Source organism: Streptomyces sp. NPDC093546 (assembly GCF_044765045.1).
GTDB lineage: Bacteria > Actinomycetota > Actinomycetes > Streptomycetales > Streptomycetaceae > Streptomyces.
Genome location: NZ_JBIWJG010000012.1, coordinates 143,580 through 164,775, shown reverse-complemented (window position 1 = coordinate 164,775; position 21,196 = coordinate 143,580). Strand labels below are relative to the sequence as shown.

Below are 21,196 nucleotides of genomic sequence, written 5' to 3'. Positions count from 1 at the left end.
CACACCGTAGTGCAGCCTATTGAACCCTGTCATCCAGAATATTGGACGGAATGTGTCGGACCTTGATCAGCTCACGCAGTCGCTCGCCCGCAACCTGAAGCGCTGGCGAGGGGAGCGGGGCTTCACCCTCGACGCGCTCGCGGCCCGCTCGGGGGTGAGCCGCGGCATGATCATCCAGATCGAGCAGGCGCGTACGAACCCGAGCGTCGGCACCACCGTGAAGCTCGCCGACGCCCTGGGCATCTCCATCACCACGCTGCTCGACTACGAACGGGGGCCGCACGTCCGCCTCGTGCCCGAGGAGCAGGCCGTCCGCATGTGGTCCACGGACAAGGGCAGCCGCACCACGTTGCTGGTCGGCACCGAGGCGCGGGGGCCGCTGGAGCTGCTGTCGTGGACCCTGATGCCGGGCGACGGCTACGCCTCCGACCCGCACCCGGGCGGGACCACCGAGCTGCTGCACGTCACGGCGGGGGAGCTCACCCTGGTCGTGGACGCCGTCGAACACCGCCTCCCGGCCGGAACCTCCGCCGTCTTCGAGTCCAACGTCCCGCACGCGTACCGCAACGACGGCGAGGAGCCCGTCGAGATGACGATGGCCGTGTCGGTCCCGCCCGTCCGCTGAGCCCGTTGGCCCGTTGAGCCCGTCCTTCGAGACGGTCAAGCGCCCGTCGCGGCACCGCTGTTAGCGTGCGGGCCATGCGCGCACCCATCGGAGACTTCGACGACGCCCGCCCCGCCCCCGACTGCCTCGACGAGCTCACCGCGCCCGTCGCCGCCGCCGTACGCGTGTGGCAGGGGCACGTGCCCGCCGAGCAGCTGCTGTACGTGGACACCGACCCGGCCATCGCCGACACCGCCGCCTTCGTCGAGCACCACGGGCAGGACCTGCTCGACACCTCCGCCAACTGCGTGGTCGTGGCGGGCAAGCGGGGCGGCGAGAGCTCGCTTGCGGCCTGCGTGGTGCTGTCCTGGACGCGGGTCGACGTCAACGGCGTCGTACGCAAGCACCTGGGCGTCCGCAAGGCGTCCTTCGCGCCCATGGACACCGCGACGGGCGAGACCGGCATGGAGTACGGCGGGATCACGCCCATCGGCCTGCCCGGCGACTGGCCGCTGCTGGTCGACTCCGCCGTCGTCGACCGCCCGTGGGTGCTGATCGGCAGCGGCCGCCGCCGCGGCAAGCTCATCGTGCCCGGCAAGGCCCTCGCCGACCTGCCGGGCGCGGTTGTCCTGGAGGGCCTCGGAGCGGCCCCCGCCGTCAGCTGAGCTTCGGGATCTCGATGGCCGGGCAGCGGTCCATGACCATGTCGAGGCCCGCGGCGCGCGTGCGCGCGTAAGCCTCCCGGTCGATCACGTCCAGCTGGAACCAGACCGCCTTCGCGCCCTTGGCCACGGCCTCGTCGGCGATGCCCCCGGCCAGATCGCTGTTGACGAAGACGTCCACGACGTCCACGGGGAAGGGGATGTCCGCGAGCGACGCGTAGCCCTGCTCCCCGTGGACCGTCTCCGCCTTCGGATGGACGGGCACGATCCGCTTCCCGAACCGCTGGAGCACGGCCGCGACGCCGTACGCCGCGCGGGAGCGGTTGTCGGACAGCCCGACCACTGCCCAGGTGTCGCCGGACTCGGTCAGAATCCTGCGGACGGTCTCGGCCTCGGACTCGGCCCCGGACTGGTTCTGCACGCTGTGCCTCCTCTGTCGGTCTCTGTGTGCGCCAACCCCCGCCCGGTGCGATTCCTTCCCCGCAGGCGGCCCCGCATAGGGTGGCGGGATGCAGGAGCAGTACCGGACGGTCGCCCGCGAAGGCGTGCACGAGACCGAGATCAACCGCTCGCGCTTCCTCTGCGCGCTCGCGCCCGCCGCGACCGAGCAGGAGGCACAGGACTTCGTCGCACGCGTCCGCAGGCAGCACCCGACCGCCACCCACAACTGCTTCGCGTACGTCATCGGCGCCGACGCCGCCGTACAGAAGGCCAGCGACGACGGCGAACCGGGCGGCACCGCCGGCGTGCCCATGCTCCAGATGCTGCTGCGCCGGGACGTGCGGTACGTCGCCGCCGTCGTCACCCGCTACTACGGCGGGGTCAAGCTCGGCGCGGGCGGACTGATCAGGGCGTACGGCGGTGTCGTCGGCGAAGCGCTGGACGCCCTCGGCACGGTCACGCGGCGCCGCTACCGGCTCGCCACCGTCACCGTCGACCACCAGCGGGCCGGGAAGCTGGAGAACGACCTGCGGGCGACCGGGAGGGCCGTGCGTGACGTGCGTTACGCCGAAGCCGTCACCATCGAGGTCGGCCTGCCGGACGCCGACGTCGGCAACTTCCGCGCCTGGCTCGCCGATGCGACGGCCGGGACGGCCGCGCTGGAGCTCGGCGGCGAGGCGTACGGAGATGCCTGAAGCGGCACGCGTTGTCGGACCCCACCGCTAACCTCGAGGATCATGAGACTCCTGCACACGTCGGACTGGCACCTGGGGCGGTCCTTCCACCGCGTCGGCCTGCTCGACGCCCAGGCCGCGTTCCTCGACCACCTGGTGGCGACGGTGCGCGACCGCGACGTGGACGCGGTCCTGGTGGCGGGAGACATCTACGACCGGGCGGTGCCGCCGCTGCCCGCCGTGGAGCTGTTCGACACGGCCCTGCACCGGCTCGCCGACGCCGGCGTACCGACCGTGATGATCTCCGGGAACCACGACTCCGGACGCAGACTCGGCGTCGGCGCGGGACTCATCGGGCGCGCCGGGATCCACCTCCGGACCGACCCGGCCGGGGTCGGCACCCCGGTGGTACTGGCCGACGCGTACGGCGACGTCGCCTTCTACGGGCTGCCGTACCTGGAACCGGCGCTCGTACGGGACGAGTTCGGCGCGAAGAAAGCCGGCCACGAGGCCGTCCTGACGGCCGCCATGGAGCGGGTCCGCACCGACCTGGCCGGGCGGCCCCCCGGCACCCGCTCCGTCGTCCTCGCCCACGCCTTCGTCGCGGGCGGGGAACCGAGCGACAGCGAGCGGGACATCACCGTCGGGGGAGTGGCGGCCGTTCCGGCCGCCGTCTTCGACGGCGTCGACTACACCGCCCTCGGGCACCTGCACGGCAGCCAGACGATCACCGCGCGCGTGCGGTACTCCGGCTCGCCGCTCGCGTACTCCTTCTCCGAGACCGACCACCGCAAGACGATGTGGCTCGTCGACCTCGGCGCGGACGGGGAGATCACCGCCGCCGAGCGGATCGACTGCCCGGTGCCGCGCCCGCTCGCCCGCATCCGGGGCCGCCTCGACGACCTGCTCGACGACCCGGCGCTCGCCCGCCACGAGCAGTCCTGGATCGAGGCCACCCTCACCGACCCGGTCCGCCCGGCCGAGCCCATGGCCCGGCTCGCCGAGCGCTTCCCCCACACCCTCAGCCTCGTCTTCGACCCCGACCGGCCCGACGACGAGCCCAGCGCCTCCTACGCCGAGCGCCTGCGCGGCCGCAGCGACCAGCAGATCGCGGAGGACTTCGTGGCGCACGTACGCGGCGGGGCGGGCCCCGACGCGCCGGAGAGGGCGGCCCTGCAGCGCGCCTTCGAGGACGTACGGGTCGACATGGAGCGGCGCGAGGTGACCGCATGAGGCTCCACCGGCTGGAGATCACCGGCTTCGGCCCCTTCGGCACCACCCAGACCGTCGACTTCGACGCCCTCTCCGAAGCCGGGCTCTTCCTGCTGCACGGGCCGACGGGCGCGGGCAAGACCTCGGTCCTCGACGCCGTCTGCTACGCCCTGTACGGCGCGGTGCCCGGCGCCCGGCAGAGCCCCGGCACCTCCCTGCGCAGCAACCACGCCCCGGCCGGGACGGCCACCGAGGTGGTGCTCGACCTCACCGCTGGCGGCCGCAGACTGGAGATCACCCGCAGGCCCGAACAGCTCCGCCCCAAGAAGCGCGGCTCCGGTTTCACCAAGGACAAGGCCCAGTCCTGGCTGCGCGAGTACGACCCCGAGCGCGGCGCCTGGCAGGGGCTGAGCAAGTCCCACCAGGAGATCGGCGAGGAGATCACCCAGCTCATCGGCATGAGCCGGGAGCAGTTCTGCCAGGTGGTGCTGCTGCCGCAGGGCGACTTCGCGCGCTTCCTGCGCGCGGACGCCGAGGCGCGCGGCAGACTCCTCGGCCGGCTCTTCGACACCCGGCGCTTCGCCGCCGTCGAGGAGCACCTCGCCGGGCTGCGGCGCGTCGCCGAGCAGCAGGTGCGGGACGGCGACGAGCGGCTCCTGGGCCTCGCGCACCGCATCGCGCAGGCGGCGGGGCCCGCCGCCGCGGACTGGCCCGCGCCCGACGGCAAACCCGGCGACCCGGGGCTCGCCGACTCCGTGCTCGCCTGGGCCGCCGTCGCCCGCGCCGGGGCCCGCGAGGCGCTGGACGTCGCCGCGTCCGCGCTCGCCGCCGCCGAGAGCAGGCACGCCGCCGCCCGCCGCGCCCTCGACGAGGAGCGCGACCTCGCCGCCCGGCAGCGGCGGTACCAGGACGCCGTGCGCCGCCGTGAGGAGCTCGACCTGCGGCGCGCCGACCGCGACGCCTGGCAGGCCCGGCTCGACCGGGCCCGCAAGGCCGAGCGGGTGGCCGGGCCGCTGAGCCTGCGCGACGACGCCGAGCGGGCGCACCGCGCGGCCCGCGCCGCCCACGAGCGGGCGTCGGCCGGACTCTCCGCCGCCGGACTGCCGCCGGACCTCGCCGACGCGGGCGCCGAGCACCTCACGGCGCTGGCCGGGCAGCTGCGCCAGGAGCTCGGCGGGCTGGAGCACGCCCGCCGGGCCGAGCGGCGCGGCGCCGAGATCGCCCGCGAGCGCGAGGAGCTGGAGCGCCAGGCCCGCGCCGACGAGGACACGCTCCACGACGCGGACGCCTGGCTGGCCGGCTGGGACAACCTGCGCCGCACCCTCCAGGACGGCGTCGAGGCCGCCCAGGAAGCCGCCACCCGTGCCGAGCACCTCGCGGGCCGCCTCGACCCGGCACGCCGCCGCCTCGCCGCCGCGCGCCGCCGTGACGCGCTCATACGCGAGGCCGAGGCCGCCGCGTCCCGTCTCACGACCGCCCGCGAGCAGGCCAACACCGCCCACGAGACGTGGCTCGACCTGCGCGAGCGCCGCCTGCGGGGCATCGCCGCCGAACTGGCCGCGGGGCTCGTCGACGGCGACCCGTGCGCCGTCTGCGGCTCGCCCGACCACCCGGCCCCCGCCCGCGCCGCCGCCGACCACGTCGACCGCGCGGCGGAGGACCGCGCCTACGCCGCGTACACGCACGCGGACGAGAACCGCTCCGCCGCGGAGCGTGAACTGGCGGTGGTGCGCGAGGCGTTGACGGCCGCCCGCGCCGAAGCCCGCGCCGAAGCCCTCGCGGACACCGAGGGCGACGCCGAGCTCGCCGCCGCCGAGCCGACCGCCGCCGAGCTCGCCGAGGTCGTGCAGCGGCTGGACCGCGCGTACGACGAGGCCCGACGGGTCGCCGGCGGCCTGCACGCGGCCCGCGAGGAGCTGCACCGTGCCGAGGCCGAGTACCAGCGGCGGCTCGACGCGCGACGGCAGGCCGAGCGCCGCGCCGCCGCGCGCACCTCGCAGCGCGAGGCCCTCGACCGCGAGCAGTCGGCCGTCGACGCCGTACTCGCCCAGGTCCAGGGCGGCGTCGCCGAGTACGCCACCCGGCTGGAGCGCAGGATCGCCCGCCTCACCGAGGCCGCCGACGCCGTGCGGGCCGCCGAGGACACCGCCCGGCGCCTCAAGGAGGCCGACGACCGGCTCGCCGACGCGGCGTTCCGCGCCGGGTTCGACACCCCGGACGCCGCGGCCGCCGCGCTGCTCGACGACGTACGGCAGCGGGACCTCCAGCACCGGCTGGACGAGTGGCAGGCCGCGGCCGCCGCGGTCGCCGACCGGCTCGCCGAGCCGGAGACGCGGGCCGCCGCCGAGCGCCCGCCCGCCGACCCCGGCGCGGCGCAGGCCGCGCTGGCCGCCGCCGACCGCGTCCTGCGCGACGCCGCCTCTACGCTCGACGCCCACCGCGACCGGTGCGCCCAGCTGTCCCGGTTGTCCCGCGACGCGGACGCCGAGGTCCGCAGGCTGGGACCGCTGCGCGAGGAGTACGACCGCGTCGCGCGGCTCGCCGGACTCACCGCCGGTACCTCCGCGGAGAACGAGCGCAGGATGCGACTGGAGTCCTATGTGCTCGCGGCGCGGCTCGAACAGGTCGCGGCCGCCGCGACCGCGCGCCTGCAGCGCATGTCCGCCGGCCGCTACACCCTGGTCCATTCCGACGCCCGCGCCGGCGCCAAGCGGTCCGGCCTCGGGCTGCACGTCGTCGATGCCTGGACGGGCCGGGAGCGCGACACGGCCACCCTCTCCGGCGGCGAGACGTTCTTCGCCTCGCTCGCCCTGGCGCTGGGCCTCGCCGACGTCGTCACGGACGAGGCCGGCGGCGTGCGCCTCGACACGCTCTTCATCGACGAGGGCTTCGGCAGCCTCGACGACCAGACCCTCGACGAGGTGCTGGACGTCCTCGACTCCCTGCGGGAGCGGGACCGCAGCGTAGGCATCGTCAGCCACGTCGGCGATCTGCGCCGCCGCATCCCGGTCCAGCTGGAGGTCGTCAAGGAGAGGGCGGGCTCCCGGGTGAGGCTCCGTACCGGAGGCAGTGGCCTCGGCGGCTGACGGGCTCCGCGGCTGACGGCCTCAGCGGCCGATCGGGCGGCGCGGCAGCGGCGACGAGTAGACGACGCTGGTCGTCACCGACCCCAGCGCGGCGACCTTCCCCGAGATCTCCTCCAGGTGCGTCATCGACCGGGCGGCCACCTTCAGTACGAAGCAGTCGTCGCCCGTCACGTGGTGGGCCTCCAGGACCTCCGGCGTCGTGTCCAGCAGGTCGTGGAACGGCTTGTAGTTGCCGTGGGGGTAGCGCAGCCGGACGAACGCCAGGATCGGGAGCCCGAGCCTCTCCCGGTCGACCACCGCCGTGTAGCCGCTGATTACCCCCGCCTCCTCCAGCCGGCGCACCCGCTCGGTGACCGCGCTGGCGGACATGGAGACGGTGCGCGCCAGCTCGGCGAAGGTGGCCCGCCCCTGGTGCTGCAGGGCCGTCAGAATGCGCCAGTCGGTGGCGTCCGGTGAATATCCCGTCATGGACGACGAATAACAGGGGAATCACCGGCTGAACAAGACAAGCTCCGGGGATTGTCACTTCATCGAGATGATCATGGGCCGTAGATTTTCCGCCATGACGACGACACAGACCACCAGCGCCCCCGCGTCCGCCGCCGCCAACGCCGTCCTGCGCGTGCCCCCGGCCTCGCCCGCCGCCGCGGCCGCGTACTTCTCGGCGAGCCTCGCCTTCCACGCCGACGTGTCGGACGTCGCCTCCGCGCTCGCCGCCGGCGGCGACCCCGGCTTCGTCGTCCTCGACTCCCGCTCCACCGAGTCCTGGGACCAGGGCCACGTCCCCGGCGCGGTCCACCTGCCGACGGCGCTCATCCCCGAGCAGGCCGAGCAGCTGCTGGACAAGTCCGTGCCGGTGGTCACGTACTGCTGGGGCCCGGGCTGCAACGGCGCCACGCGCGCGGCGCTCGCCCTCGCCGAACTCGGCTACCGGGTCAAGGAGATGCTCGGCGGCTTCGAGTACTGGGTGCGGGAGGGCTTCGCGTACGAGACGTGGGAGGGTCCCGCGCGGCGCGACGCCGACCCGCTGACCGCCCCGGTCGACGCCGACGACTGCGGCTGCTGACCGCCCGGACCGACCTCCCGCGAGACGGCCGGTCCCGGCCCCCACGGGGGAGCGGCCGGGACCGGCCGCGCTCACAGCCGGGACAGCTCGTCCACCAGGTCGTCCAGGCCCAGCGGCCCCTGCGACAGCGCCGCCATGTGCCACTTCTTCGCGTCGAAGGCGTCACCGTGCGCCCTGCGGGCGTTCCCCCGGCCCCGCAGCCACGCCCGCTCGCCCAGCTTGTAGCCGATGGCCTGCGCGGGCATCGACAAGTAGCGGGTGAACTCGCTCTCCACGAACGCCGGCGACCTGCTGCTGTGGAGCTGGAAGAACTCCTGCGCCAGCTCCGGTGTCCACCGCTCACCCGGGTGGAACGGCGAATCCGCCGGGATCTCCAGCTCCAGGTGCATGCCGATGTCCACGATCACGCGGCACGCCCGCATCATCTGCCCGTCCAGGTAGCCGAGCCGCCGCTCGGGGTCCGGCAGGAAGCCGAGCTCGTCCATGAGCCGCTCCGCGTACAGCGCCCAGCCCTCCAGGTTGGCGCTGACCGCGCCGACCGTCGCCTGGTAGCGCGAGAGCTGGTCGGCGACGTGCGCCCACTGCGCGATCTGGAGGTGGTGGCCCGGGACGCCCTCGTGGTACCAGGTCGACACCAGGTCGTACACCGGGAAGCGGGTCTCGCCGTCGACCGGCAGCCAGGTGCGGCCGGGGCGCGAGAAGTCCTCGGACGGGCCCGTGTAGTACGCCGCGGCCGCGCTGCCGGGCGGCGCGATCCGCGACTCCACCCTCCGTACCCGCTCGGCGAGTTCGAAGTGGGTGCCGTCCAGCGCCTCGATCGCCTCGTCCATCAGCTTCTGCAGCCAGAGGCGGACGTCCTCGACACCCACGTGGGCACCGTGCTTGTCGAGGTGGGCGAGCGCCTCCCACGGGCCGGCACCCGGAAGGATCTTCTCCGCCTCGGCCCGCATCTCGGCGAGGAGCCGGTGGTACTCGGCCCAGCCGTACGCGTACGCCTCGTCCAGGTCGAAGTCGGCGCCGGTGAAGTAGCGCGACCAGCGGGCGTAGCGCTCGCGGCCCACCGTGTCGGGCGCGTCCTTCACCGCGGGGGCGTACACGTCCCGCATCCAGTCGCGCAGCCCGGCCATCGCCCGGGTGGCGGCGCGCGCCGCCGTGTCCAGCTCCGCGCGCAGCGCGGACGGCCCCGCGGTGACGAACTCCTCGAACCAGCCGGTCCGGGCCCCGTCGTGGCCCGTCCACTCGGTGAGCTGCTCGACGACGGTGGCCGTGGCGCGCGGGCCGCCCTTAAGCCCCCGCTCCAGGCCCGCGTGGAGCGACGCGCGGTAGCCGTCCAGCGCGGCGGGCACGGCGCGCAGCCGCTCGGCGACCGCCGCCCAGTCCTCGTCCGTCTCGGTCGGCATCACCGTGAAGGCGATGCGCACGCTGTGCGCGGGCGAACGGAGGTTGCTCACCGCGCACAGCCCCTCCCCGGCCTCGTGCACGGCGAGCTCCGCGGTGAGCCGCTCGCGCAGCAGGCGGGCGCAGCGCCGCTCCGCGTCGCTGTCCGCGCCGGGCCGGCGTTCGGCCTCGTCGAGCCGGGCGAGCGTGTCGCGGGCCAGCGCGGCGAGCTCCTCCTGTCCGGCGGGCGAGAAGTCCGGGAGGAGCCCGGAGCTTTCCCTGACGCCCAGGTACGTACCGGTGATCGGATCGAGTGCGACCAGGGCGTCGACATACGCGTCGGCCACCTGGCGGGGGAGAGCGCTGCTGGAGGTCTCTGGCATGGAGCCATCCTGGTACGCCGGCGGCCTCGGCGTCACCCTCATCCGTACCTAGTCGGCTGACAAATGAGCGCTCGCCGCGCCCGCCGTGGCCGGCAGCAGCGGCCCGCACTCCCACTGCTGGAAGATCAGCCGCGTCTCCACCCGCGCCACCTCGCGCCGCGACGTGAACTCGTCCAGTACGAGTCGTTGCAGGTCAGCGGGGCCCGAAACGGCCACGTGCACCAGGTAGTCGTCCGGTCCCGTCAGATGGAACAGCGCTCGGGACTCCGGCAGGGCGCGGATCCGCTCGACGAAGGGTCCGATCAACTCCCGCCGGTGCGGGCGCACCTGGACCAGCAGCAGCGCTTCCAGGCCGCGCCCGAGTTTGGCCGGATCGAGTCGGAGCCGGTGGCCCAGGATGACGCCGGTGCGGCGCAGCCGTGCCACCCGGTCCAGGCAGGTGGAGGGAGCGACTCCCACCTCGGCGGCGAGCTCGCGGTACGTGGTCCGGGCGTCGTTCTGCAAAAGGCGAAGTATGTGCAGATCGACCGTGTCCAGTACGACAGATTCGGCCATGCGGCGAACGTAGCACGGCCTTTTCCACCATCGGGCCGGGATGTGTTCACAGTGCGGTCCATGGATGCCATGGACCGCACCACCGCGATCGTGCCCCACCAGACCCCGTGGGCGCCGGCCACCCAAGCCGTGCACGCCGGGCGCGAAGACCTCGCCGCCCTGGGCCTGCACGCCGTCCCGCTCGACCTGTCCACCACGTACCCCTCGTACGACGCGAGGGGGGAGGCCGCGCGGATCGACGAGTTCGCCGCCACCGGCACCCTCCCGGAGGGGCCGCCGGTCTACGCCCGGCTCGACAACCCCACCACCGCGCGGTTCGAGACCGCGCTCGCGCGGCTGGAGGGCACGCAGAGCGCCGTGGCGTTCGCCAGCGGCATGGCGGCCCTCACCGCCGTCCTGCTGGCCCGGGCGAGCGCGGGTCTGCGCCATGTGGTCGCCGTGCGGCCCCTGTACGGGTGCAGCGACCACCTGCTCACGGCCGGCCTGCTGGGGACGGAGGTGACCTGGACGGATCCCGCGGGCATCGGTGACGCGATCCGGCCCGACACCGGTCTGGTGATGGTCGAGACGCCCGCCAACCCCACGCTCGCCGAGGTCGACATCCGTGCCGTCGCGCACGCCTGCGGAGAGGTGCCGCTGCTCGTCGACTCCACCTTCGCCACCCCCGTCCTCCAGCGGCCCGCCGAGCACGGGGCGCGGATCGTGCTGCACAGCGCCACCAAGTACCTGGGCGGGCACGGCGATGTGCTCGCGGGTGTGGTGGCGTGCGACGAGGATTTCGCCGGGCAGCTGCGGCGGGTCCGGTTCGCCACCGGCGGTGTCCTGCATCCGCTGGCCGCCTACCTGCTGCTGCGGGGGCTGTCCACGCTGCCGGTGCGGATGCGGGCCGCGTCGGTGTCCGCCGCCGAGCTGGCGCGCCGGCTGTCGGTCGATCCGCGGATCGCGCGGGTGCACTACCCCGAGATCGGCGGCGCCATGGTCTCCTTCGAGGTGTACGGCGACCCGCGCGACGTGATCGCCGGGGTGCGGCTGATCACGCCCGCGGTGAGCCTCGGCAGCGTGGACACGCTCATTCAGCACCCGGCGTCCATCAGCCACCGCGTGGTCGACGAGACGGACCGGCGCGCGGCCGGGGTGAGCGACCGGCTGCTGCGGATGTCGGTCGGTCTGGAGGACGTCGAGGACCTGTGGCGGGACCTGACGGAGGCGCTCAGCGCCGCGCCTGTCGGTGGCCCTCGCCGGAGCGGAGGACGGGAGCGCCGCTCGGAGCGTCCGGGGACTCCACGGCGCTCAGCCGCGCGGTGATCACCATGGTGCCCTCCTCGATCTGGTAGTCGAGGGGCAGGTTCAGCCCGCGCATGGCGGCGACCATGCCGGTGTTGGACGCCTGCGTCACGGCGTACACGCTCGCGCAGCCGGCTTCGACGGCGAGCTCCACCAGGCGGCGCAGCAGTTCGGAGCCGATGCCGCGGCGCTGCCAGTCGTCCTCGACGAGCAGGGCGACCTCCGTCTCGTCGCCGTCCCACAGCAGGTGGCCGAGGGCGACGAGACGGCCGGACGCCGTCTCGACGGCGAGGGTGCGGCCGAAGCGGGGGCTGAGGAGGTGGTCGAGATAGCGGTCGGCGTCGCCGACCGGCCCGTGGTAGCGCAGTCCGAGCGTGCGGTCCGAGCACCGGTCGTGCATGGCGCGGGCGGCCCGCAGGTCGCTCTGGTCGGCGCGCCGGACGGTGATCTCGTTGCCCTCCGGGAGCGTGAGCACGTCCTGACCGCGGGGAATGCGCGGGCCGAGGCGGGCGTCGAGCTCGACGAGCGCGCGGGCGCGGGCGAACTCGGTGGGTGTGAACGGCAGATACGGGCGCTCGACCGTGATCACCCCGCCGTGGGGGTCGCGCAGCCGCATCACCGTCTCGCCGTCCTCCAGCGCTCCCTCCACCGGCGCGGTCGCCCCGGTGGGGCGGCCGGACAGCGAGACGGCCGGCACGGAGTGGATGGTGCACCGGCCGAGCAGTCCGCGCAGCGCGAGGGGCAGTTCGGCGGCGTCGAGAGCGGTACGCGTGGCCAGGCCGAGCACCCGCGTCGGGGTGTCGACCAGGTCGTGCGCGTCGGCGCGCTCGATCCAGGTGGACGTGCCGCCCGCCAGGGAAGCCTCCCGGGTCAGTTCGGCCGCCGGGAGCGAGGCGGGGGCGCGGAGCAGGAACTCGTCCACCGTGCCCTCGGCGAGCGGGTGCGTCTGGAGGGTGAGGATGTCGACGCGGAGCCGGGCGAGCGCGGTGCACAGGGCGGCGAGGCTGCCCGGCTCGTCGCGCACGGTGGTGCGCATCCGCCACAGCGCGGTCTCGGCCGGCGGCGCCGCTGCCGTCCCGGCCGGTCCGGCGGCCGCGGCGGGCGCGGCGTTCGCCGCGCCGCCGGTATCACCGCCACTGTCACCGTCGGCCGGCGGCGCATGGCTGTGCCGCCGTGCCCACCAGGTGTGGAACGCCGCCGTGGCGATCAGGACGACCGCCGAGACGGCGAGCAGGTAGGGACCGTCGGGGCCGTGCGCGATGGTGTTCGCCACCGCGTCCGCGACGGCCACGGCGGTGAACAGAGCGGCCAGTTCGACGAGGTCCCGCCGCCAGTGGTGGTGGCGGTGCCGGCGGCGGGCGCTCTTCACAGCGGTCACATCAGTCATGGCATCACTGTGACCCAGCGGTGTTGCGTGATCACGAACCCTTTGTGACTGATGGGTTAAGCATGCATCTGCTGCTTTAATGACTGCTTTCTGTCGTTTCTGGCGTGGACTGTTCGACCGGATGTGCGGGGGAGTCCGTTGTCCTCGCCAGGGCCCGCGCGAGCCGCTTCGCCTGCGTGACGAGCTGCGACGAGCCGCGGCGGGCCGCCAGCGCGTCCAGCCCCGGGACCGGGCCGTGGGGGACCGAGCCGTGCGAGACCGGGCCGTGGGGGTCGTGCGCCGGAACCGCTCCGCACCGCTCCACGCAGTCCGCGGCGACCGCCAGTATCTCGCCGAGCCCGCGCACCGGTTCACCGCCGTCGACCATCCCGGGCAGCGCGCTCGCCAGCACCGCCCAGGTGGTGGCGTACGCCCCCGTCGCCGCGGCCGTACGCACCGAGTCCGCCAGCCGGTTGGGCTTGACCGTACCGAGCCGCACCAGCTCCGCGAGGTCCCCGCCGAGCCGCGCCGCGTCCAGCTCCCCACGCGCCGCCAGCACCAGGAGGGCGTCCACTGCCACGAGCCGGTCCTCCGCGTACCGCGCGCCCAGCCCGGTGGCCAGTGCGAGGTGCAACGCGGGCCCCGGCTCGCCGCCCGCCTCGGCGAGCGGCGCCAGGAGCGACGTGCCGCCGCGCAGGTCGTCGGTGGCGGCCGCCGCCAACGGCAGCAGCCATGTCGCGAGCCGCTCACGGTCCTCCGGCAGCACGGCCGTCCAGTGGGGATTCGCGCCCGACCAGTGGTAGCAGCGCCGGCCGTCGTCGGACGGAGTCGACTCCAGGACGCGGAACGCGGGCGGGAAGTCCCGCAGCGCCCCGGGATCCCGGCCGGTCGCCAGCACGATCCGCCGCGGCAGCAGACGGGTCCAGCGGAACCAGTCGTCCACCGGGGCCTGACCCTCGGCGACGCCGCGCACGGCGGGCGCCCACAGCTCCTGGGCGGTGAGCCACCGTGCCAGACGCTCCCCGGTGGGGGTGCCCAGCCGGGCGGCGTCCTCGGCCGCCCGGGCCGCTTCGGGGCCGGACCTTCGCACCCGCAGCAGTGCCTGGGCGAAATCGATGTCTCCCGGTGCGACACCGAGCTGCTCGTAGCCGCGCAGGCGCTCCACCAGCTCGCCCGGATCCACCGCCCCCGTGTGCCAGGTCGGGACCGCCAACAGGTGGGGCGCCTTCCCCTTGAGCACCGCCAGCGCGGCCTCCTGGGCACGCACCAGCGGGAGCCGGTCGAGGGCGCGGTGCACACAGTCGTGGGCAGGCTCCGCCCGCAGCGCCGCGTGCAGATGGCCCGACGTCACCTTGCCGACCACCGTCCCCACGACGATGTCCAGCGGCTGGAGGTGCTGCATGAACTGGGAGTCCCGTCCGTACCACCACAGATCCGCGACCAGCGGCAGCAGCGCCTCACGCAGCGCCTCGCGGTCCCGGTACGCGTACCGCACCAGCCCGTCCAGCGCCCGCTCGACACCGATGACGTCGTCACCCGACTTCAGCAGCACCGCCACGTCCTCCACCAGCTCCGGCAGGCCGTCCGCCGCCGGGGCCACCCGCCGGTCCTGCGGCGCCGGAGGCAGGAGCTCCTCGTACGGCTCCGCCTCCCCGTCCGCCGGGAACACCTCGCTGAACACCTCCCCGAACAGCTCGGCCGCCGCTGCCCGATGTGCCGGGCCGAGCAGCACCGCCGCCTCCGCCAGTCCCGCGCGGGTGTCCTCGTCCACGTCGGACAGATGGCGCGCGACCAGCTTCAGCACCCGCTCCTGCACCCCGGTGTCCGGGTGCCCGAACGCCTCGGCGATCGCCGGCAGCAGCTCGTCCGCCGCGTCCGCGCCACCCCGCCGCAGCGCCTTGCCCACCAGCACCAGCTGAGCCCGCACCAGCTTCTTCTCCGTACGGAACAGAACCGCCCCGGACACCTCGGCCAGCTCCCGCGCGGACAGGTCCCCCGCTTCGGACAGCCGGCCCAGCACCTCCTGGGCGTGCGCCGCCACGGTCGACGGGCCGTCGGCCGCCATGCCCATCCAGTCGGCCGTGCGCGCCCGCTCCTCATCGGCCGTCAGCCTCAACTGCCGCAGCAGGTCGAGGAAGAACCGGACGGCCCCCGGCTTCGCGCCCCGCAGCAGCCGAGCCACACAGGCGTCGACGAGCACGGCCCGCTCCACCACGCCCTCGTCGGCCAGCGCCACGAGCCCCGCCTGCCAGTCGTCGGAGCGCCACGTCAGCGTGGTCGGCAGCTCCGTGGTCTCGAAGAGACGGGGGACCAGCGCCCGCACATACGGGTCGCTGCGCAGCGCGGCCCGGATGTCCCCCTGGGCCACCGCGTCCGTCCAGCCGTGGACGTACCCGTCCGTCACCGGCACCGCACAGCCGGAGAGCCGGACCAGCTCGTGGATGAGCGGGTAGTCCTCCTCGGCCGTGGCGGCCCTCCCCGCGAGCCGGTGCGCCACATCGCCCAGCCACCCGGTCTCCCGGTCCGCGAGGAGGTCGAGCAGCATCCCCGTCGGCAGCCGCTCCCAGTCCCGAAGGTCGCGGGCGCCGATCCACGCCGAGGCCGCCGCGGCCCCCGTGTGACAGCCGGCGCCCGCCACCAGCAGCGCCCGTGAGATGTGCCGCCGCTCCTGCCAGCGGTCCCAGTCCCAGCCGCGCAGCTCCTTGCGCAGCTCCTTCAGCTCCGCGAGCGCCGCCTTGCGCCCGGCCGGGTCCAGCCCCTTCACCAGGGCCGGTACGTCGTCGCGCCGCCCTGCCCGGACGGCCTCCAGCAGCTCCTGCGCCGCGCTCATCGGGCACCTCCGGCGACCGCCGGGGCAGCTTCCTGGGCTCCGCTCGCACCGCGACGGACCATCCTGACCGCCAGCGCGTGTTTGCACGGCCCTCGCCCGCCCCGGTAGTCCACCCACCACTGGCACGTGCAGCTCAACACCCCGCCCTCCGACTGCCGCACCTGGTAGCGGCGTTCGCCCGAGGAGACCAGTGCGAGGCCGTCGCCGCCGGACAGCTCGACCGCGCCCGACGCGACCAGCGCCCGCGCCGCCACCAGCCGCGGATTGTGCCGCTCCGCGCGGTCCGCGTCGTACGGCAGCTCACGGTGGAAGTACGCGGCGTCCGCCACGTCGTAGCCCACGCGGCCCGCCGTGCCCAGCCGGGTCAGCGCCGCCCGCACCCGCTCCACCGACAGACCGGCCTGCGCGGCCAGGTCGGCGAGGTCGATCCGCGGCTCCCACGCGAGCAACACCGACACCAGCTCGGCGTCCTGCGCCGCCTCCTCCGTGGCGAGCGCCTCCAGCACCCCGCCCTCGCCGGAGAAGCCGCGCGAGGCGTCGGGCGACAGCGTCAGCGTCAGCCGCATCCCGGGCAGCGCCACCTCCCAGGCGCTCGCCGTCGCCGCCCCGTCCGCCACCGGCCCGTACACCCGCAGCGCCGTCGCGTGCCGCAGCACCCGCTGGAGCGCGACCAGCCGCTCCGGACCCGGCAGGCACACGGCCCCCGGCACCGGCCGCGTCGTCGGCCGCAGGGTCTTCCCGGCCGGCACCACCCACAGCGGCCCGCGCGCAGCGCCCCCGACCGCCGTGCGCGGCAGGGACCGCAGGAACCGTACGGCCTCGGCCGCGGACAGCTCCGCGCGCAGATCGAACCCGGCGCACGCCACCTGGGCCTCGGCGAAGCCCCGCAGCCAGCGGTCCGGCAGCGGCACCTTCTTCTCCACCACCGCGCCGTCGAGCGTCGTCACGGCCAACTCCTCCGGACCGACGCGCAGATGCAACGGGTCCTCACCGGTCAGCCGGGAGAGCGCCTCACGCAGCGGGTTGTTGACGTCCACATTGGTCGTGCCGTGGCCGGTCTCGGCGCCGTCCAGGCCCTCGCTCAGCACGTCCAGCCGCGCGTACACCCCGCCGCAGCCCGAGAACGACTCGAACCGCAGCCGGTCGCCGTTCCCCGTCACCACCGGGTCCAGCGACGCCGGCCGCAGCCGCTGGTAGTACCGGGCGGCCGCGACGTCCGCGACCGCCAGCAGGCCGCGCGCCGCTATCTGAGGCGACGTCACGAAACCGGAGAAGAAACGGGGATGGGCCTCGGCGCCGGTGGGCGTCAGCCCGCCCGAGGTCTCCAGGCCGAGCAACCGTCCGGCCTGCGAGGACTCCAGGGCGGACGGGCGGGAATAGGCGAGTGCCTGCACGGATCGCGTCATGGAAACGACGGTAGGCCCCACCACTGACAACGGCCCCGGCCCGAGCTCACGCAAGGCGGGCAGGGGGCGGGCGGTTCAGCGGCTCCCGTCCAGCAGGACGCGCGCGACCAGGCCCGGGTCGTCGCTCATCGGCACGTGCCCGCACCCCGGCAGGCTCACCAGCCGGGCGTCGATGATGGCCCGCTTGGCGCGGATGCCCTGACGGCGCAGCAGCAGCCGGTCCCGGGCGCCCCAGGCGATGGTGACCGGCACATCCGGCAGGTCGTGGGTGAACAGGACGTCACGTCCGGCGGTGAGCGTCTGGTGGAAGCCGGTCGCATGACGCAGCGCCAGCGTCTCGGCGACGACCGCCTCCGGCGACCGCCGTCCCGGGTGGGCGTAGACGGTGCTGGTCAGCGCCGCCCGCCCCGCGGCGGACCGGGACATTCGTTCCAGTACCGGCAGGGGGAGGGACTCGGCGCCCGCCCGCATCGCGCGCAGCGTCGCGAAGGCGTACCGCCGCTCGCTCTCGCTCCAGAACCCCGCGGGGGCCAGCGCCGTCACCGACCGGACGCGCTTCTCGCGCCCCAGCTCCAGGGCGAGCAGCCCACCGAGGGAGTTGCCCGCCACGTGCGGCCGGTCGAGGTCCAGGCTCTCGCACAGCAGGCCCAGCACCCGGCCGACCGTGGGGAGGTCGTACGGCAGCCCGTCGGGCAGCGCGGGCGACGCGCCGAAGCCCGGCAGATCGACGGCGATCACGTCCCGTTCGGCGGCCAGGAGGTCCCACACCGGCTGCCACGCCTGCCAGTGGTGCCCGACGCCGTGGAGCAGGAGCAGCGGCTGCCCGGAACCGGCCCGTTCGTACTCGAGCGTCAGTGTGCGGGGCCCCTGGAGGGACTCGACGGTGAACGAGACCTGTCCGGCCATGCTGGCTGCACCTGCTCCCTGCCGTGGTACGCCCTGTTTCAGACGCTCTGTCAGCAACCATTACCGTCCGGTAGTGCCCAGTTCAAGGGGCGCGGCCGTCCCCATGTGGTCAGGACCGCATCCGTCTCTCCTGGACATGCCCTTTCCCGTCGGCTGGGATGGACACGTGGCAACCGAAACCGAGTCCGGCGTCGCCGGCGTCAATGACATCGCCGAGGCCTTCGAAGCGCACCGCCCGTTCCTGATCGGCGTGGCCTACCGGATGCTCGGCCGCGTCGCCGACGCCGAGGACGTGGTCCAGGAGGCATGGCTCCGCTGGTCGGGCGCCGACCACGCCGCCGTCCGTGACGCCCGTGCCTTCCTCGTACGGATCACCACCCGGCTCGCCATCGACCGGCTCCGCCAGGCGCAGGCGCGGCGCGAGGCGTACGTCGGGCCGTGGCTCCCCGAGCCCGTCACCACGGACTTCGGGCCCACCGTCCCCGACACGGCCGAACGCGCGGTGCTCGCCGACTCCGTCTCGCTCGCCGTCCTGGTCGTCCTGGAATCCCTCTCGCCGTTGGAGCGCGCCGTGTTCGTGCTGCGCGAGGCCTTCGGGTTCCCGTACGCGGAGATCGCCACCACCCTCGACCGGTCCGAGGCGGCGGTGCGCCAGCTCGCCGGACGCGCCCGACGCCACGTGGACGAGGGACGGCGCCGGTACGACGTGGACCCGGCCGAGCGCCGTGACCTCACCGAGCGCTTCCTGGCCGCGGCCTCCGGCGGCGACCTGGGCGAGCTGCTCGCGCTGCTGGCCCCGGACGTCCGGCTGGTCGGCGACAGCGGGGGCAAGGCCAAGGCGCCGCTGCGCGTCATCGAGAGCGCCGACAAGGTGGGCCGCTTCTTCTTCGCCGTCACCAAGGCGCCCGTCACGGGCTCGGAGTTCCGCTACGTCGAGGTCAACGGCGCTCCCGCGCTGGTCGTGCTGGTGGAGGGGAGGCCCGAGACCCTCGTTCAGGTGGAAGCGGTCGACGGCCGGATCCACACCGTGTACGTCATCCGCAACCCGGACAAGCTGGCCTCCCTCACGCTGCCGTAACCGCTGCCGTAGCCGCGGCCGCGACCACGGCCCTCAAAGGCGGTCCTCCGCTTCGCCCACCGGCCCCGCGCTCCCCTCCCGGACGCGGGGCCGGCGCGTTCTCCCGGCCTCCTCCGGCTCGCATTGGTCTTGACCAACGGTTGAGGGCCCCCTTATGGTCGGTCGCAGGGTTAGTGCAGGAACCTTTAATAAACAAGGCACGGAAAGCAGCCGGGGCACGGCGATCGCGGAGGATCAGGGTGGGGACCACGCAGCTGGAATCGGTGCCGGAGCCCAAGTACTTGCACCTGAAGACCGTGATCAGCGAGGCACTGGACTCGGATTTCGCGGTGGGGGAGATCCTGCCCAACGAGCGTGAACTGGCCGCCCGTTTCGGGGTCGCCCGCGCCACGCTGCGCCAGGCGCTCGAACAGCTCGAGCTGGAAGGCCGCCTCCAGCGCCGCCGCGGGGTCGGCACCACCGTGGCCCCGCCGCGCATGGGCGTCGACGTCTCCACCACCCGGCACCAGTGGCCCGGCCCGGGCGACGAGGCGTGGGAGCCGGTCGACTGCGTCTCCACCACTCCGCCCGCCGCCGTCGCGCGCCTCCTCGACCTCGCCCCCGACGCCGATGAGGCGGTCCACGCCGTACGCCGACTGCGCGTGACGGCCGGCCAGCCGGTCGCCGCCGAGCAGCTGTACGTCCCCGCCGCGTCCGTGCCGGACCTCACCGCCATCAAGGCGCCCACCGGCCCGGCCCGTGCCCGTACCGTCCTGCGCGAGCTGCAGCGCCTCACCCTGGAGGGCCAGGAGCGCGCCGTCGAGCTGGGCTCCGCCCGCGCGGACGACGCCAAGGAGCTCGACCGGCTGCCCGGCGCCCCGGTGCTCGTCGTCACCACGCGGTACGTCGCCCAGGGACGTACGGCGGCGGTCTCGGTGGCCACGTACCGCGCCGACACCTGCCGGCTCACCTTCGGCGGCGCGGGCGACTTCCAGATCGCCTCCTGACGGCACGGCGGGACACCGGCACGGCGGGACACCGACCCGCCGTCGCCCGTCAGCGGCGGGCCGTCACCGTGCCCTCCACCGCGAAGAGCTGCTCCTCCACGTGGTCCAGCGCCAGCCGCAGCGCGCCCGTCGCCACCGCCGCCTCGCCCAGCAGCGACAGCACCACCCGGGGCGGGCGCAGGCAGAACCGCGCCATCTCCTCCCGCAGCGGCGGGAGTATCCCGTCCAGACCGGCCGCCCAGCCGCCGATGACCACCACCTCCGGGTCCAGCGCCAGCACCAGCGCCCCCACGTCGTGCACGAGCCGCTGGATGAACCGCTCTACCGCCGCCCGCGCCCGCGCGTCGCCCTGCCGGGCCAGCGCGAACACCTCCGCCACCGCCTGCTCGTCCAGCGGGTGCAGCGGCTCGTCCGTGGTCGACAGCAGCTTCTCCGGGGTCACCCCCCGCCCCAGCAGGTGCAGCGCGCCGATCTCCCCGGCGGCTCCGCCGAAGCCCCGGTGCAGCCGCCCGCCGATCAGCGAGCCGGCGCCCGGACTGAGCCCGGCCAGCACGAAAACGATGTCGTCCGAGTCGGTCGCGGCGCCCTTCCACTGCTCGGCCACCGCCGCCGCGTTCGCGTCGTTCTCCACCAGCACCGGGCAGCGGAACGAACGCCGCAGCCGCTCGCCCAGCGCCAGCCCGGTCCAGCCGGGCAGCGCCGTACCGAGCCGTACCGTCCCGTCCGCCTCCACGATGCCGGGCGTGCCGACGCCGACGGCGCGCAGACTGCTGCGCGGCACCCCCGTGCGCCGGAGCACCTCGGCGACCACCGCGCGCACGCGCTCCAGCCGCTCGTCCGCCGAGGCCGTCTCCGAGACCTCCCGGGACCCGGCCCCTATGATCCGGCCGTCCAGCCCCGACATGAGCGCGGCCACCCGGTGCGGCCCGATCTCGACGCCCATCAGGTGCCCGGCCTCCGCGCGGAACCGGAAACGGCGCGCCGGCCGCCCCTGGCGCCGGGTCTCGCCCTCCTCGGGCGCCGCCTCGACCACCAGACCGGTGTCGATGAGCCCTTCGACCACACCCTCGACGGTGGGCCGGGACAGGCCCGTGATCCGTGTGAGGTCCGTGAGCGTACGCGCTTCGGAGCCCCGCAGCGCATGGAGTACCACCGCGGAGTTGATCCGCCGCAGCAGCGACGGATCCCCGCCGGTCAGCCGGCCCACCGTGTGTCCTCCCAGCTCGAACGCTTGTCTGACGGATCGTACTCAATGCCCGGACGGGCGGCGAGCGGTGCCC

18 protein-coding genes are annotated in these 21,196 nt (G+C 74.6%); 9 read left to right on the top strand and 9 right to left on the bottom strand.

Features of this window, described 5'->3' with window-relative positions; translation table 11 throughout:
- Positions 1–52: 52 nt before the first annotated feature.
- Both ACIRNI_RS24790 and ACIRNI_RS24785 read left to right on the top strand, forming a co-directional pair.
- Positions 53–625 carry an XRE family transcriptional regulator gene (locus ACIRNI_RS24790; protein WP_355368414.1) on the top strand — a complete coding sequence of 191 codons (573 nt, stop codon included), beginning with the start codon at positions 53–55 and terminating at the stop codon, positions 623–625.
- Positions 626–699: 74 nt separating this feature from the next.
- Positions 700–1,269 carry a YbaK/EbsC family protein gene (locus ACIRNI_RS24785; RefSeq protein ID WP_403554387.1) on the top strand — a complete coding sequence of 190 codons (570 nt, stop codon included), beginning with the start codon at positions 700–702 and terminating at the stop codon, positions 1,267–1,269.
- Here ACIRNI_RS24785 and ACIRNI_RS24780 read toward each other — a convergent pair.
- Positions 1,262–1,687, bottom strand: a complete 426-nt coding sequence (locus tag ACIRNI_RS24780) for a CoA-binding protein (RefSeq protein ID WP_403554386.1) — start codon at positions 1,685–1,687, stop codon at positions 1,262–1,264. The genes ACIRNI_RS24785 and ACIRNI_RS24780 overlap by 8 nt on opposite strands.
- An 88-nt stretch (positions 1,688–1,775) precedes the next feature.
- On the opposite strand from ACIRNI_RS24780, the gene ACIRNI_RS24775 reads away from it, so the two are divergent.
- From ACIRNI_RS24775 to ACIRNI_RS24765, 3 genes are read left to right on the top strand one after another with little or no spacing between them, the layout of a single operon-like run.
- Positions 1,776–2,402 carry a YigZ family protein gene (locus ACIRNI_RS24775; protein WP_403554384.1) on the top strand — a complete coding sequence of 209 codons (627 nt, stop codon included), beginning with the start codon at positions 1,776–1,778 and terminating at the stop codon, positions 2,400–2,402.
- A gap of 42 nt (positions 2,403–2,444) precedes the next feature.
- Positions 2,445–3,614, top strand: a complete 1,170-nt coding sequence (locus tag ACIRNI_RS24770) for an exonuclease SbcCD subunit D (protein WP_403554382.1) — start codon at positions 2,445–2,447, stop codon at positions 3,612–3,614.
- Positions 3,611–6,679, top strand: a complete 3,069-nt coding sequence (locus tag ACIRNI_RS24765; protein WP_403554380.1) for an AAA family ATPase — start codon at positions 3,611–3,613, stop codon at positions 6,677–6,679. Before ACIRNI_RS24770 ends, ACIRNI_RS24765 begins: the two co-directional genes overlap by 4 nt.
- A gap of 21 nt (positions 6,680–6,700) precedes the next feature.
- Here ACIRNI_RS24765 and ACIRNI_RS24760 read toward each other — a convergent pair whose 3' ends face one another.
- Complete coding sequence (locus ACIRNI_RS24760) at positions 6,701–7,147, bottom strand: Lrp/AsnC family transcriptional regulator (protein ID WP_355367605.1); 447 nt, start codon at positions 7,145–7,147, stop codon at positions 6,701–6,703.
- Between the two features lie 94 nt (positions 7,148–7,241).
- Here ACIRNI_RS24760 and ACIRNI_RS24755 point away from each other — a divergent pair, with 94 nt between their 5' ends.
- The gene (locus ACIRNI_RS24755; protein WP_403554378.1) at positions 7,242–7,745 is read left to right on the top strand and encodes a rhodanese-like domain-containing protein; all 504 of its coding nucleotides are present in this window, start codon (positions 7,242–7,244) and stop codon (positions 7,743–7,745) included.
- Positions 7,746–7,816: 71 nt separating this feature from the next.
- Here the strand turns inward: ACIRNI_RS24755 and ACIRNI_RS24750 are convergent, their stop codons facing one another.
- Positions 7,817–9,505: a DUF885 domain-containing protein gene (locus ACIRNI_RS24750; RefSeq protein ID WP_403554376.1), complete on the bottom strand. Its 1,689-nt coding sequence runs from the start codon at positions 9,503–9,505 to the stop codon at positions 7,817–7,819.
- A gap of 48 nt (positions 9,506–9,553) precedes the next feature.
- On the bottom strand, positions 9,554–10,060 hold the full coding sequence (locus ACIRNI_RS24745; protein WP_403554374.1) for an Lrp/AsnC family transcriptional regulator: 507 nt from the start codon (positions 10,058–10,060) through the stop codon (positions 9,554–9,556).
- A gap of 69 nt (positions 10,061–10,129) precedes the next feature.
- On the opposite strand from ACIRNI_RS24745, the gene ACIRNI_RS24740 reads away from it, so the two are divergent.
- Positions 10,130–11,365 (top strand): trans-sulfuration enzyme family protein, encoded by a 1,236-nt coding sequence (locus tag ACIRNI_RS24740; RefSeq protein ID WP_403554490.1) that lies wholly within the window; start codon positions 10,130–10,132, stop codon positions 11,363–11,365.
- Here ACIRNI_RS24740 and ACIRNI_RS24735 read toward each other — a convergent pair.
- The 4 genes from ACIRNI_RS24735 to ACIRNI_RS24720 form a co-directional block, all read right to left on the bottom strand.
- Positions 11,271–12,731, bottom strand: coding sequence for a GNAT family N-acetyltransferase (locus ACIRNI_RS24735; protein WP_403554372.1), 1,461 nt, complete (start codon positions 12,729–12,731; stop codon positions 11,271–11,273). The genes ACIRNI_RS24740 and ACIRNI_RS24735 overlap by 95 nt on opposite strands.
- A 76-nt stretch (positions 12,732–12,807) precedes the next feature.
- A complete protein-coding gene (locus ACIRNI_RS24730; RefSeq protein WP_403554370.1) occupies positions 12,808–15,540 on the bottom strand; it encodes a DUF6493 family protein in 2,733 nt (910 codons plus the stop codon).
- Positions 15,537–16,946, bottom strand: coding sequence for an SWIM zinc finger family protein (locus ACIRNI_RS24725; RefSeq protein ID WP_403554369.1), 1,410 nt, complete (start codon positions 16,944–16,946; stop codon positions 15,537–15,539). Before ACIRNI_RS24725 ends, ACIRNI_RS24730 begins: the two co-directional genes overlap by 4 nt.
- Before the next feature lie 75 nt (positions 16,947–17,021).
- Positions 17,022–17,852, bottom strand: a complete 831-nt coding sequence (locus tag ACIRNI_RS24720) for an alpha/beta fold hydrolase (protein WP_403554367.1) — start codon at positions 17,850–17,852, stop codon at positions 17,022–17,024.
- Between the two features lie 136 nt (positions 17,853–17,988).
- Between ACIRNI_RS24720 and ACIRNI_RS24715 the strand changes: the two genes are divergently transcribed.
- Entirely contained in the window at positions 17,989–18,930 is a 942-nt protein-coding gene (locus tag ACIRNI_RS24715; RefSeq protein WP_403554365.1) for an RNA polymerase sigma-70 factor, read from the top strand.
- A gap of 239 nt (positions 18,931–19,169) precedes the next feature.
- Positions 19,170–19,916 (top strand): GntR family transcriptional regulator, encoded by a 747-nt coding sequence (locus tag ACIRNI_RS24710; RefSeq protein WP_403554363.1) that lies wholly within the window; start codon positions 19,170–19,172, stop codon positions 19,914–19,916.
- A gap of 49 nt (positions 19,917–19,965) precedes the next feature.
- Here ACIRNI_RS24710 and ACIRNI_RS24705 read toward each other — a convergent pair whose 3' ends face one another.
- Entirely contained in the window at positions 19,966–21,123 is a 1,158-nt protein-coding gene (locus ACIRNI_RS24705) for an ROK family transcriptional regulator (protein WP_403554361.1), read from the bottom strand.
- Positions 21,124–21,196: the final 73 nt, after the last annotated feature.

What these genes read in the sequence shown, in the direction of transcription:
- ACIRNI_RS24785 (WP_403554387.1), top strand. Translation starts at nt 700, where the DNA reads ATGCGCGCACCCATCGGAGACTTCGACGACGCCCGCCCCGCCCCCGAC.
- ACIRNI_RS24775 (WP_403554384.1), top strand. Translation starts at nt 1,776, where the DNA reads ATGCAGGAGCAGTACCGGACGGTCGCCCGCGAAGGCGTGCACGAGACC.
- ACIRNI_RS24770 (WP_403554382.1), top strand. Translation starts at nt 2,445, where the DNA reads ATGAGACTCCTGCACACGTCGGACTGGCACCTGGGGCGGTCCTTCCAC.
- ACIRNI_RS24765 (WP_403554380.1), top strand. Translation starts at nt 3,611, where the DNA reads ATGAGGCTCCACCGGCTGGAGATCACCGGCTTCGGCCCCTTCGGCACC.
- ACIRNI_RS24760 (WP_355367605.1), bottom strand. Translation starts at nt 7,147, where the DNA reads ATGACGGGATATTCACCGGACGCCACCGACTGGCGCATTCTGACGGCC.
- ACIRNI_RS24755 (WP_403554378.1), top strand. Translation starts at nt 7,242, where the DNA reads ATGACGACGACACAGACCACCAGCGCCCCCGCGTCCGCCGCCGCCAAC.
- ACIRNI_RS24750 (WP_403554376.1), bottom strand. Translation starts at nt 9,505, where the DNA reads ATGCCAGAGACCTCCAGCAGCGCTCTCCCCCGCCAGGTGGCCGACGCG.
- ACIRNI_RS24745 (WP_403554374.1), bottom strand. Translation starts at nt 10,060, where the DNA reads ATGGCCGAATCTGTCGTACTGGACACGGTCGATCTGCACATACTTCGC.
- ACIRNI_RS24740 (WP_403554490.1), top strand. Translation starts at nt 10,130, where the DNA reads ATGGACCGCACCACCGCGATCGTGCCCCACCAGACCCCGTGGGCGCCG.
- ACIRNI_RS24735 (WP_403554372.1), bottom strand. Translation starts at nt 12,731, where the DNA reads ATGACTGATGTGACCGCTGTGAAGAGCGCCCGCCGCCGGCACCGCCAC.
- ACIRNI_RS24730 (WP_403554370.1), bottom strand. Translation starts at nt 15,540, where the DNA reads ATGAGCGCGGCGCAGGAGCTGCTGGAGGCCGTCCGGGCAGGGCGGCGC.
- ACIRNI_RS24725 (WP_403554369.1), bottom strand. Translation starts at nt 16,946, where the DNA reads ATGACGCGATCCGTGCAGGCACTCGCCTATTCCCGCCCGTCCGCCCTG.
- ACIRNI_RS24720 (WP_403554367.1), bottom strand. Translation starts at nt 17,852, where the DNA reads ATGGCCGGACAGGTCTCGTTCACCGTCGAGTCCCTCCAGGGGCCCCGC.
- ACIRNI_RS24715 (WP_403554365.1), top strand. Translation starts at nt 17,989, where the DNA reads ATGCCCTTTCCCGTCGGCTGGGATGGACACGTGGCAACCGAAACCGAG.